The following is an 11759-nucleotide window of genomic DNA, read 5'->3' as shown; positions in this document are numbered from 1 at the left end:
TCGCTAGGCCGCGGTCAGGGGCTCGATCAGCGTCGGGTCGTCCTTCGCCACCGAGGTGTCGCGCACGTTGTTGACCCGCTTCGACACCGGGTAGGTGGTGATCGTCGACGCCACCGCGAGCGAGGAGCGGTCGAGCATCGCCAGCAGCTCCTCCTTCTCGTCGGTCTTCTCGAGCTTCATCGGTTCGACCCAGTGTTCCCAGGTATCGGGGGTGAGGAACACGGGCATCCGGTCGTGCACCTCGCCCGAGGCGTCGGCCGCCTCGCGCGTGATGATCGTGAACGAGACCGACCACTCCTCGCCGACCTTGCGCACCTCGTAGAGCCCGGCCGCCGCCAGCACGCTCTCAGGGGCGTGGATGTAGTGCGGCTGCTTGCCGTGCTCGGTGGCCTCCCACTCGTAGTAGCCGTTCATCGGCACGATGCAGCGGCGCTGGGCGAAGGCGTTGCGGAACAGCCCGTTCGTCGACACGCTCTCGAGTCGCGCGTTGATCGGCGCCGGCCCGCCCGGTTTCGCCCAGGACGGCTTCAGGCCCCAGCTCGCGGCATCGAGCTGCCGCACGAGCTCGCCCTCGATCAGGCGCTCGCGCACGATCGGCGACTCCTCGGTGGGGGCGACGTTGTAGGAGGGCCGCCAGTCCTCCAGGCGACCGCCGCGCGCCACGAACTCGGCGATCAGCTCATCGGTCTCGGCGCTCATCGCGAACCGTCCGCACATGATCGCTCCTCTCGTCCGTCTCCATCATGCTCCCACCGGGTCCACCACTCCGGGGTGCGGGCCCGCTGCGCGCAGGGCCGGAAGCCACCCGAGCAGGGCGGGCGACGCCGAGGCGACGACGACGACGTTGCCGGCCCGCGCCTCCGTCACGACCGACGCAGGGCCCGAGAGCACGACGTGGGTCAGCACCGGCTCGAGCGCCTCGAGGTGCGCGCGCAGGGCGGGGGCGCCGTCGTCGTCGGCGACGTTCACCACGAGCACCCCGTCGGGTGCCAGCAGAGCGGATGCCGCCCGGTAGAAGCCGGTCGTGCGCAGGTGGGCGGGCGTCGTGGTGCCCTGGTAGAGATCGGCGATCACGAGGTCGGCGCTGTGGGCGAGGCCGGCGAGGTCGCCGCCGTTCAGCACGCGGGCGGCGTCGCCCGGATGCGTCGTCAGCCGGGTGCCCGCCGGCAGGGGCAGCGTGCCGGTCACGAAGGGCACCAGCTCCTCCGCGAGCTCGACCACGTGCTGCTCGGAGTCGGGACGGGTCACCTGCACGTAGCGGGGGAGCGTGAGGGCTCCGGCGCCGAGGTGCACGGCGGTGACGGGTTCGCCGGGCATCCGGAGCCGCTCGATCACGGCACCGATGCGGCGGACGTAGTCGTGGAAGAGCGCACCGGGGTCGCCGAGGTCGACGTGGGACTGCGGGCTGCCGCCGACGACGAGCTCGAAGGCGCCGGGCATCAGCGGGTCGCGGCGGATGACCGCCTCCTCGCCCGTCTCGCGCAGGCGCCGTCGCGCGACCGTCTCGTCAGCCGTCATCTCCCACCCCTCCCCGTCAGCGGGAGCTCGAGGAAGGCGGCGTACCGTCTCAGGGCGCGCTCGAAGCCCTTCTGCTCGGCGGCGGTGAGCGGCTCGAACGGATCGGTCGTGACCGTGACGGCCTTGGCGGTGATGCTGCGCTTCCAGGTGCCGACGATCGCGCCGCGCGAGACGAGCATGGGGAAGAACATGCCGTTCTCGCCCGGCACCACCCGGGCGCTGAACTCGGCGGCGAGGGCGGGCTGGCGGGAGCGGTAGCCGAGCAGGAACTCGTCGAAGCCGGGGAGGGCGAGCTGCGGCGGAGCGGTGCCCGCTTCCCTGGCTCGTGCTTCGATGTCTCCCGCCTCCACCAGGTAGCTCGCACCGCCCAGTTCGACTTCCTCCAGCCGGTCCCGGATGCGCGCGAGGGCCGCCGACGAGTCGGACACGAGCAGCTTGCTCCAGTGGCAGAAGTCCTTGAGTGTGGTCGGGCCGTGCCCCCGCACGTAGCGCAGCAGCAGCTCGTCGTGCGCCTCGTCGGGCGACCGGTCCCGGGTCGCCGGCGCCCACTCGTCGAGCAGCACGAGCGCCTGCTGCGTGCCGCCCTCGGCCATCGGCCCCCAGCAGATCAGGCCCTCGTGCGCCAGCAGCCAGATCAGGTGCATGCCCCGTTGGCCCGTCGGCTCCAGCCCGGCGCTCTCGAGCGCGGCCGTGAACTGCTCGCGGCTCGCCCGCCCGCCGCCGCGGAGCAGCCCGGTCGCGACGTCGCGGGCCCGCGCGACGGTCTGCTCGTCGATGCCGAGCCCGCGATGCCGGGCGGCCGCCCCCGTCACGGTGCGGCGGGCGGTGAGCGACAGGAAGCCGCGCAGGTCGTCGGGATCGATGAAGTGGAGGGTGCCCCGCATCGGCCACGACCGCACCACGGAGCCGTCGTCGAGCGCCGTCGTCACGTCGCGTCGGGTGCTCCCCGGCGCGCGGACGCCGAGCGCCCACACTCCCTGCCCGAAGTCCTGCGCCTGGGTGGCGAGCATCCGCCGCGTCACGGCGGCGACCCGCGCCGCGCGGTCGCGCTCGCCGCCGCTCTGGTCGCCGCCGCTCTGCTCGCCGCCGGCGGGCGTGAGCCACTGCGACGCCAGCCGGCGCTGCAGCAGCTCGCGCTCACCGGCCGGGATGCGTCTGCTCATGCGCCCAGTATGGCGACGTCCTCCGACATCCAGGGCCGGATGCTCAGAGCAGCGCTGTGATCGCCGCCACGCCGAACAGCGCCGCCGCGAGCGCCCCGCCCACCGCGCGCACGTGGTTGCCCCGCGTCCACTCGGTGACGTAGCGCGACCAGGCGGCCGGCGCATCCGGATCATCGACCCCCACCCGGGCGAGCGCCTCGTTGCGGGGAACGTGGAACCCGATCGTCACCCCCACCACCGCCCCGAGGTACACGACCGCACCGCCGACCGCCCACCACACCGCGTGCCCCGCGCCGTCGACGGCCAGCAGCACGGCCGCCGCCGCCCCCACGAGGAGCGTGCCGAACAGCGCCACCATCAGCGGCGGGCGCACGGCCGCCCGGTTGACGCCCTGCATGGCGGCCAGGCCGGCCGTCGGCGGCGCATCCGCGAGCCCCTGCATCACGAAGGCCGAGAAGGCGAAGAACACGCCGCCGACCAGCCCGGCGCCGAGCGCGCTCACGGCGGTCAGCCCGATGGCGACGGGAGTCAGCGCGTCCATGCGCCCATTCTCGCGCGCGCCGGCCGCCCCGTCACCAGCGCAGCTGCGTGGCGTCGGTCACCTCGATCCACCGCTCGCGATGGACGCCGGCCGTCGGCACCGTGCTCGCGAGCACGTCGGCGCCCACGAGCAGCCCGAAGTCGAGCCCGGTCAGCATGTCGAGGTCGGCGACCGGCACCTGGAAGGTGCGGAAGGGCCCGAGCGGAGGCGGAGCATCCGTCGCCGTCTGCTCGCTCAGATCGATGTCGCCCAGCTGCGGCGACTGGTCGAGCAGATAGCCGCTCGCCCGCAGGCGGCCCTCGCTCGCCCAGGCGGCGACCTTCCAGAACTGCTTGGGGATGCGCACCCCGCGGTACAGCTCGTCGTCGTCGGCGAACACGGGCCCGGTGAAGACGCTCAGCCGCAGCCGGTTGGCGCCGGCGTACTCGAGCACCAGGTCCTCGAGACCGTTCCAGAGCTCGATCGACTGGTTGAACTCGGCCGCCTGCGGGGCGGCGTTCGTGTAGCAGAAGCTGTCGTAATTGGCCTCGGAGGCGATCTCGACGTCGCCCCACACCGGATCCCGCCGCCGCACCAGATGCCCCCGATCGAGATCGTTCCGCGCGTACAGCTCGGGCCCGGCCTGCTCGTCGGCGGCCACCCGCTCGTCGAGATGCCAGTCGTCGCCCCGCCCCAGATCGAGCAGCGCGCTCCCGTCGATGTTCACGGCGGTCGCGGCCGCCAACCGCCGCCCCGCATCGAGCAGCACCGTGAAGTGCACATACTCCAGCCGCCGCATCCGCGCCCCGGCCGCTTCCCCCCGCGGCGCCGGCACAGCCACCGCCCCCGCGCCGTCGTGCTCGTCGTCGAGGTCGAGGAACTGCGGGTCGTATCCACTCATGCCTCGAGTCGACCACGAGAGCCCTGGCGCGCAAGCCGCCTTCAGGCGATGTTCACCCGAGCCGGACGGAATCGGCCCGGAAACGTAAGAAACCCCCGCCATGTAGAAGCTAGGCGAGGGTTTCAGTGGCTCCGACGGGCGTCGATCCCGTGACCTCACGATTTTCAGTCGTGCGCTCTACCAACTGAGCTACAGAGCCGAAACGGCAAATGCGCCGCTTCTAGCGAAAAGCCCTTCCGACTGGAAGGGCTTTCACGCCATGGCGACCCTGACGGGACTTGAACCCGCGACCTCCGCCGTGACAGGGCGGCACGCTAACCAACTGCGCTACAGGGCCTTACTTGTGTTCCTATTGTATGTGTTCTCGCACTGGAGCTTGTGACCCCAACGGGATTCGAACCCGTGCTACCGCCGTGAAAGGGCGACGTCCTAGGCCGCTAAACGATGGGGCCGCGGCGCGACAACTCGTCGAGTATGCCACATCTCCGGCACAGTCGCCAATTCGGGCAGACTTGTCCACATGCTGAGGGATGAACCGACCCCTGAGCCCCCCGCAGGTTAGATTCGCAGGTACATGAGCACCGACCAGATCCCCACCGGCCTCGCGCGCCTGCGCCTGGCACTCGTCGCCGCGGCCTCCGGGCTCGCGGTGGCCGCCGCGGTGGTCTTCGGTGCCGGGGTCGCCCCGGCGTTCGCCGACGACTACCCCACGTGGGACGACGTGAAGAACGCCCAGGCCAACGCCGAGGCGAAAGACCAGGAGGTCACGCGCATCCAGGGCCTCATCTCCGAGATGAACGCCCAGGTCTCCGCGGCCCAGCAGCTCGCCACCCAGCGCGGCACCGAGTACCAGACGGCGCAGACCGCCTACGACACGGCGAACTTCGTGGCGGGCGAGCTCGAGCAGCAGGCGACGGATGCTCGGACGACCGCCGAGGCCTCGAACCGTCAAGCCGGCCAGCTCGCCGCGCAACTGGCGCGAACCGGGGGCAACGACCTCAGCCTCAACCTGCTGGTCGGCGGCGAGCAGCTCTCGAACGACCTGCTCTACCAGCTCAGCGCCATGTCGAAGCTGGCCGAGAAGACCTCGCAGATCTACGCCAAGGCCCAGCAGGACACGAACACCGCCACCGCCCTCACGGCGCAGGCCGAAGTCGCCCGCGACGAGCTGAAGGGCCTGGCCGACGAGGCGCTGCGCCTGCGCGACGAGGCGGTCGCCGCCCAGCAGCAGGCCGAGGCCGCGCTGCAGGAGCAGGAGGACCACCAGGTCGAGCTCCAGGCCCAGCTGCAGGTGCTCCAAGAGAACCGGGTCGCCACCGAGGCCGACTACCAGAAGGGCGTCGACGCCCGGGCCGAGGCCGCCCGTGCGGCTGCGGCCGCGGGGCTGTCGACCTTGCCCTACATCGCGGCCAGCGGCTGGGCGAGCCCGTTCCCCGGCGCGTTCTCGTCCGACGAGTACGGCATGCGCGTGAACCCGGTGTCAGGCGCGTACCTGCTCCACTCGGGCATCGACCTCGTCTACAACGGCGGCACCTGCGGCGCCACCGTCTACGCGGCGGCCGAGGGCATCGTCAACTACGCCGGCTGGAACGGCGGCTACGGCAACTTCATCCAGATCGACCACGGCGGCGGAATCGCCACCGCCTACGGCCACAACACCACGCTGCTCGTCGGCAACGGCACCTACGTCTCGGTCGGCCAGCCGATCGCCTACGCCGGCACCACGGGCAACTCCACCGGCTGCCACGTGCACTTCGAGGTGCGCCAGAACGGCACCGCCATCAACCCCCGCCCCTTCATGGCGGCGCAGGGCATCGAGTTCGGCTAGGCCCGACCATGACCCACGCCGCCCCCGAGCCCACCGACGATTGAGCGAGTCCCGACGATGAGCACCGCGAACCCCACCCCGCCCTCCGCCCGCGCCGCCGGCGATCCGGCGTCCGCCGTGCAGCCGCGCATGCGCGCGAAGCGGCCGGTGCATACGTGGGTGGCCGCCGTCGTGCTGGCGCTCGCGATCATCTGCGTCGAGGTGCTGCGCGGTGTCGAGCCCGCCTCGGCGATCGACTACCCCTCCTGGGAGGACGTGCTGGCCGCCCGCGGCAGCGAGTCGGCGAAGCAGGCCGAGGTGGAGCGCATCCAGGGCATCGTCGCCCAGCTGCAGACCGAGGTCGAGGCCGCCCAGGCCTTCGCCGCCCAGAAGGCCGACGAGTACTCGGCCGCGCAAGACGCCTACGACACCGCCACGTTCCGCGCCGACGAGCTCGACCGGCAGGCGGCCGAGGCCACCCTCCGCGCCGAGGAGTCCAACGGTCAGGCGGGGCAGCTCATCAGCCAGCTCTCCCGGGCCGGCGGCACTGACCTCACCCTGAACCTCATCGTCAGCGGCGACGCGTCCGACGACCTGCTCTACCGCCTCGGCGCGATGAGCCAGCTCTCGCAGCAGACCGTGCGGCTCTACGAGCAGGCCGCGCAAGACCGCAACACGGCGAAGTCGCTCACCGACCAGGCCGTCGTCGCCCGCACCGAGCTCGAGGGCCTGAAGAACGCCGCCGAGGCCGCGCTGGCCGAGGCGCAGGAGGCCCAGGCGCAGCTCGAGGGAGCCCTCGCCGAGCAGGAGGCACAGAGCATCGTGCTCGACGAGCAGCTGAAGGCGCTGCAGGAGAGCACGGCGAAGACCGTCGCCGACTACGAGGCCGGCGTCGCCGAGCGCAAGCGCCTCGAGGAGGAGGCCCGGGAGCGGGCCCGCCAGGAGGCCATCCGCCGCGCGCAGGAGGCGGCGGAGGCCGGTGGCGGTGGCGGCGGCCCGATCGCCTCGGTCGACGGGTGGACGAGCCCGCTCGCGAGCTGGCGTGTCTCCGACGAGTGGGGCCAGCGGTTCCACCCGATCTTCCACGAGTGGCGGCTGCACGCCGGCATCGACCTGGTGGCGCCCGGCGGCACCTGCGGCGTCCCGGTCTACGCCGCGGCGACCGGCACGGTGACCCAGGCCAGCTACAACGGCGGCCTCGGCAACTCCGTCACGATCAACCACGGCGGCGGCCTCACCACCGTCTACGGCCACAACAGCTCGCTCAACGTGGGCCGCGGGCAAGACGTCGGCGTCGGCGAGCTCATCGCCTGGGCCGGCACCACGGGCTCCTCGACGGGCTGCCACGTGCACTTCGAGACCCGCGTCGGCGGCGTCTCGCAGAACCCCCGCAACTTCGTCGGCTTCTGACTGACCCCGCGCCGCCCGCCCCACAACGCAGAACGCCCCGCCACCTCGAACCGAGGAGCGGGGCGTTCGACGTCAGAACGTCGGAAAGGTCAGTGACCCTCCTCCGCGAGCTTGGTGATGCCGGCCTGCACGATCGCGTCGGCCTCGGCGGCGTCGCCCCAGCCCTCGATCTTGACCCACTTGTTGGGCTCGAGGTCCTTGTAGCGGGCGAAGAAGTGCTCGATCTCCTTGCGGGTCTGCTCCGGAACGTCGGTGATGTCCTGGATGTGCGCCCACCGCGGGTCCTTGTGAGGCACCACGACGACCTTGGCGTCGGAGCCGGCCTCGTCGCTCATGTTGAGCACGCCGACGGGCCGCACCTTGACGCCCACGCCGGGGAACACGGGGTACTCGAGCAGCACCAGCGCGTCGACGGGGTCGCCGTCGAGGCCCAGCGTGTTCTCGAAGTACCCGTAGTCGGTGGGGTACACGAAGCTCGTGAAGAGCACGCGGTCGAGGTACACGCGACCGGTCTCGTGATCGACTTCGTACTTGTTGCGGCTCCCCTTGGGGATCTCGACGACGACGTCGTACTCGGCCATGATCTGCTGCTCCCTCGTTGTGGACGACGGCGCCGGATGCGCGCCGCGAAACTGCAATAACGTTACTGGATGCAGACCGACGGCCGCCGACCCCGTCTCACCCCGGCCATCGCCGACGTGCGCCGTGCCGTGCGCGAGAGCCTCGCCGAGATCGCCAGCAGAGGCAGCACGAGCACGAGCAGAGCGGATGCCCGGGCCGACCTCCTCGTCGCCCTCAGCGGTGGCCCCGACTCCCTGGCCCTCGCGGCGGCCACCGCCTTCGAAGCCCCCCGTGCAGGCCTCCGCGCCGGCGCCGTGATCGTCGACCACGCCCTCCAGCCCGACTCCGCCGACGTCGCCGCCCGAGCAGCCCGCCAGGCGGAAGAACTCGGACTCGCCCCCGTGATCGTCACGAGGACAGACGTCACGGGCCGGGGCGGCCCCGAGGCCGCGGCCCGCAGCGCCCGCTACGCCGCCATCGACCAGGCGCTCGCCGCGACGGGTGCGGTGGCCGTCCTGCTCGGCCACACGCTCGACGACCAGGCCGAGACGGTGCTGCTCGGCCTCGGCCGCGGCGCGGGAGCGGTCAGCCTCCGCGGCATGGCGGGGGTCGCCGAGCAGCCGGGCGGCACGCGCATCCGCCCCCTGCTCGGGCTGAGGCGTCAGCTGACCCACGACTTCTGCCGCGACGCAGCCCTCGAGCCCTGGCACGATCCGCACAACGACAGCGCGGCGTACACCCGGGTGCGCGTGCGCCAGGGCGTGCTGCCGATGCTGGAGCGCGAGCTCGGACCGGGCGTCGCCGAGGCGCTCGCCCGCACCGCCGAGCAGCTGCGCGAGGACGACGACACCCTGCACGCCATGGCGATCGAGACGATCGAGGACCTCGTCGAGCACGCCGAGGCCGGCATCGCCATCTCGGCACCGGCGCTCGAGGCGAACCCGGCGGCGCTGCGGAACCGGATCATCCGGTACGTGGTCGAGAGCGAGTTCGGGGTGTCGCTGTCGCGCGCCCAGACCCTCGCGGTCGCGGCGCTGGTGACCGACTGGCACGGCCAGAAGGGCGTCGATCTGCCAGGGATTAGAGTGGTGCGGCGGGGCGCGCTGCTCGAGTTCGCCCGCGCCTAGCACCCCGAGAGGATCCGCATGGACATCGACGACGTCCGCGACGACATCACCGAGGTTCTGCTCACCGAGGAGCAGATCGCCGAGAAGATCGCCGAGCTCGCCCGGCGCATCGAGGCCGACTACGACGACGATGACGACGTGCTGCTCGTGGGCGTGCTGCGCGGCGCCGTGATGGTCATGGCCGACCTCGCGCGCGAGCTGCGCCTGCAGCTCAACATGGACTGGATGGCCGTCTCGTCGTACGGCTCGGGCACGCAGTCGAGCGGTGTGGTGCGCATCCTGAAAGACCTCGACACCGACATCACGGGCCGCAAGGTGCTGATCGTCGAGGACATCATCGACTCCGGCCTCACCCTCTCGTGGCTGCTCGCGAACCTCCGCAGCCGCGGTGCCGCCTCGGTAGAGATCTGCGCCCTCCTCCGCAAGCCCGAGGCCGTCAAGGTCGAGATCGACGTGCGCTACGTCGGCTACGACATCCCGAACGCCTTCGTCGTGGGCTACGGCCTCGACTACGCCGAGCGCTACCGCAACCTCAAGTCGATCGGTGTGCTGGCCCCGCACGTCTACTCCTGAGCACCTCCGGCGGGCGCTCGCGACGCCCTCTGACGGGGCCCGTCGGCGGCGTTACGCCCACGGGGAACATGGAGGCGGCGCCCAGTCCGCGACGGGTACCCTTGCAGCACGACATAGGCATCGTGCCGCCGCCACCGGCACACCGAGCGTAGAAGAGTCATGAACGCGAAACGCATCCTTCGATCTCCCATCCCGTACATCCTGCTCGGCGCCATCGCGCTCTGGATCGGGTTCAGCCTCATCACCGGCGGCGGCTACCAGCAGGTCACCACGCAGGAGGGGCTCGGGTTCCTCTCGAGCGGCAAGGTCTCCGAGGCGACCATCATCGACGGCGAGCAGCGCGTCGACATGACGCTCGCGAACGCCGACGACAAGTACGGCACGAAGGTGCAGTTCTACTACGTCGCCCCGCGCGGTGAAGAGGTCGTCAACGCGGTCACCACCGCCGAGCCCGCCGACGGCTACAACGACGAGGTGCCCCAGCCGAACTGGCTGCTGTCGGCCCTCGGCCTGCTGCTGCCCATCCTGCTGATCGGTGCGTTCTTCTGGTTCATGCTCTCGGGCATGCAGGGCGGCGGCAACAAGGTCATGCAGTTCGGCAAGTCGAAGGCGAAGCTCGTCTCGAAGGAGTCGCCGAAGGTCACCTTCGCCGACGTCGCCGGTGCCGAGGAGGCGCTGGAGGAGCTCGAGGAGATCAAGGACTTCCTCAAGGAGCCGGCCAAGTTCCTCGCGGTCGGCGCGCGCATCCCCAAGGGCGTGCTGCTGTACGGCCCTCCCGGAACCGGCAAGACCCTGCTCGCCCGCGCCGTCGCGGGTGAGGCCGGTGTGCCGTTCTACTCGATCTCCGGTTCCGACTTCGTCGAGATGTTCGTCGGCGTCGGTGCGAGCCGCGTGCGCGACCTGTTCCAGCAGGCGAAGGAGAACTCGCCCGCCATCATCTTCATCGACGAGATCGACGCCGTCGGCCGCCACCGCGGCGCCGGCATGGGCGGCGGTCACGACGAGCGCGAGCAGACCCTCAACCAGCTGCTGGTCGAGATGGACGGCTTCGACGTCAAGACGAACGTCATCCTGATCGCGGCGACGAACCGCCCCGACATCCTCGACCCCGCGCTGCTGCGTCCGGGTCGCTTCGACCGCCAGATCGGCGTCGACGCGCCCGACCTCAACGGCCGCAAGAAGATCCTCGAGGTGCACGGCCGCGGCAAGCCCCTCGCCACCGGGGTCGACCTCGAGGTCGTCGCCCGCAAGACGCCCGGGTTCACGGGTGCCGACCTGGCGAACGTGCTGAACGAGGCCGCGCTGCTCACCGCGCGCAGCAACGCCCAGCTCATCGACAACCGCGCGCTCGACGAGGCGATCGACCGTGTCATCGCCGGCCCGCAGCGCCGCACCCGCATCATGCGCGACCAGGAGAAGCTGGTCACGGCCTACCACGAGGGTGGCCACGCCCTGGTGGCGGCGGCGATGAACAACACCGACCCGGTCACGAAGGTCACGATCCTGCCGCGCGGCCGCGCCCTCGGCTACACGATGGTGCTGCCCCTGGAAGACCGCTACTCGGTCAGCCGCAACGAGCTGCTCGACCAGTTGGCCTACGCCATGGGTGGCCGCGTCGCCGAGGAGGTCGTGTTCCACGACCCGACCACGGGTGCCTCGAACGACATCGAGAAGGCCACCGGCACCGCCCGCAAGATGGTCACCGAGTACGGCATGACCGCCTCGCTCGGGGCCGTGAAGCTCGGCAGCGCCTCGGGTGAGATGTTCCTCGGCCGCAACATGGGCCACGAGCGCGACTACTCCGAGAGCCTCGCCGAGCAGGTCGACGCCGAGGTGCGCACGCTCATCGAGGCGGCGCACGACGAGGCGTGGCAGGTGCTGAACGCCAACCGCGAGATCCTCGACCGGCTGGCCGCCGAGCTGCTCGAGAAGGAGACGCTCGACCACGACCAGCTGGCCGAGATCTTCGAGGGCATCGAGAAGCTGCCGCCGCGTCCGCAGTGGCTGTCGAGCCAGAACCGTCCCGTGTCGACGCTGCCCCCGGTGGCGTTCCCCACGGCGAAGGCCCCGATCGACGGTGCCGCCGTCGACGGCGGCGTCGGCTCGGAGCCCGAACCCGAGTCGAAGTCGAAGCGCACGCCGCGCATCAACCCCCGGCCCGCCACCGCCTAGGCGTCAC

General features: G+C 71.3%; 11 protein-coding genes and 3 tRNA genes. 5 read left to right on the top strand and 9 right to left on the bottom strand.

Annotation, left to right across the window (positions count from 1 at the left end):
- Positions 1 to 3: 3 nt before the first annotated feature.
- From ITJ64_RS03320 to ITJ64_RS03285, 8 genes are all read right to left on the bottom strand, one after another.
- Positions 4 to 717, bottom strand: a complete 714-nt coding sequence (locus ITJ64_RS03320) for an SOS response-associated peptidase (protein WP_194679355.1) — start codon at positions 715 to 717, stop codon at positions 4 to 6.
- A 24-nt stretch (positions 718 to 741) separates the two neighbouring features.
- Positions 742 to 1518: a spermidine synthase gene (locus ITJ64_RS03315; protein ID WP_194679354.1), complete on the bottom strand. Its 777-nt coding sequence runs from the start codon at positions 1516 to 1518 to the stop codon at positions 742 to 744.
- The gene (locus ITJ64_RS03310; RefSeq protein ID WP_194679353.1) at positions 1515 to 2681 is read right to left on the bottom strand and encodes a winged helix DNA-binding domain-containing protein; all 1167 of its coding nucleotides are present in this window, start codon (positions 2679 to 2681) and stop codon (positions 1515 to 1517) included. The genes ITJ64_RS03315 and ITJ64_RS03310 overlap by 4 nt, the downstream gene beginning before the upstream one ends.
- Before the next feature lie 43 nt (positions 2682 to 2724).
- Positions 2725 to 3222: a DUF1772 domain-containing protein gene (locus tag ITJ64_RS03305; RefSeq protein ID WP_194679352.1), complete on the bottom strand. Its 498-nt coding sequence runs from the start codon at positions 3220 to 3222 to the stop codon at positions 2725 to 2727.
- 31 nt (positions 3223 to 3253) lie between these two features.
- Positions 3254 to 4102: a DNA/RNA non-specific endonuclease gene (locus ITJ64_RS03300; protein WP_370545009.1), complete on the bottom strand. Its 849-nt coding sequence runs from the start codon at positions 4100 to 4102 to the stop codon at positions 3254 to 3256.
- Positions 4103 to 4228: 126 nt separating this feature from the next.
- Positions 4229 to 4301: transfer RNA gene (locus ITJ64_RS03295), tRNA-Phe, on the bottom strand.
- A 61-nt stretch (positions 4302 to 4362) separates the two neighbouring features.
- A tRNA-Asp gene (locus ITJ64_RS03290) sits at positions 4363 to 4439 on the bottom strand.
- 42 nt (positions 4440 to 4481) lie between these two features.
- Positions 4482 to 4554 (bottom strand) — tRNA-Glu (locus ITJ64_RS03285).
- 122 nt (positions 4555 to 4676) lie between these two features.
- On the opposite strand from ITJ64_RS03285, the gene ITJ64_RS03280 reads away from it, so the two are divergent.
- Both ITJ64_RS03280 and ITJ64_RS03275 read left to right on the top strand, forming a co-directional pair.
- Positions 4677 to 5930 (top strand): M23 family metallopeptidase, encoded by a 1254-nt coding sequence (locus ITJ64_RS03280; RefSeq protein ID WP_194679351.1) that lies wholly within the window; start codon positions 4677 to 4679, stop codon positions 5928 to 5930.
- A 57-nt stretch (positions 5931 to 5987) separates the two neighbouring features.
- Positions 5988 to 7319 carry a M23 family metallopeptidase gene (locus ITJ64_RS03275; RefSeq protein WP_194679350.1) on the top strand — a complete coding sequence of 444 codons (1332 nt, stop codon included), beginning with the start codon at positions 5988 to 5990 and terminating at the stop codon, positions 7317 to 7319.
- Positions 7320 to 7408: 89 nt separating this feature from the next.
- Here the strand turns inward: ITJ64_RS03275 and ppa are convergent, their stop codons facing one another.
- Complete coding sequence (gene ppa, locus ITJ64_RS03270) at positions 7409 to 7900, bottom strand: inorganic diphosphatase (RefSeq protein WP_173183245.1); 492 nt, start codon at positions 7898 to 7900, stop codon at positions 7409 to 7411.
- A 69-nt stretch (positions 7901 to 7969) separates the two neighbouring features.
- Here ppa and tilS point away from each other — a divergent pair, with 69 nt between their 5' ends.
- From tilS to ftsH, 3 genes are all read left to right on the top strand, one after another.
- Positions 7970 to 9007 carry a tRNA lysidine(34) synthetase TilS gene (tilS, locus tag ITJ64_RS03265; RefSeq protein WP_194679349.1) on the top strand — a complete coding sequence of 346 codons (1038 nt, stop codon included), beginning with the start codon at positions 7970 to 7972 and terminating at the stop codon, positions 9005 to 9007.
- 18 nt (positions 9008 to 9025) lie between these two features.
- Positions 9026 to 9580, top strand: coding sequence for a hypoxanthine phosphoribosyltransferase (gene hpt / locus ITJ64_RS03260; RefSeq protein ID WP_194679348.1), 555 nt, complete (start codon positions 9026 to 9028; stop codon positions 9578 to 9580).
- 159 nt (positions 9581 to 9739) lie between these two features.
- Positions 9740 to 11752 carry an ATP-dependent zinc metalloprotease FtsH gene (gene ftsH / locus ITJ64_RS03255; RefSeq protein WP_194679347.1) on the top strand — a complete coding sequence of 671 codons (2013 nt, stop codon included), beginning with the start codon at positions 9740 to 9742 and terminating at the stop codon, positions 11750 to 11752.
- The last annotated feature ends 7 nt before the right edge of the window (positions 11753 to 11759 follow it).

Origin of the sequence: Herbiconiux sp. VKM Ac-1786, assembly GCF_015350805.1 — a bacterium.
Lineage (GTDB): Bacteria > Actinomycetota > Actinomycetes > Actinomycetales > Microbacteriaceae > Herbiconiux.
This window is presented reverse-complemented; position numbering and strand designations above follow the sequence as displayed.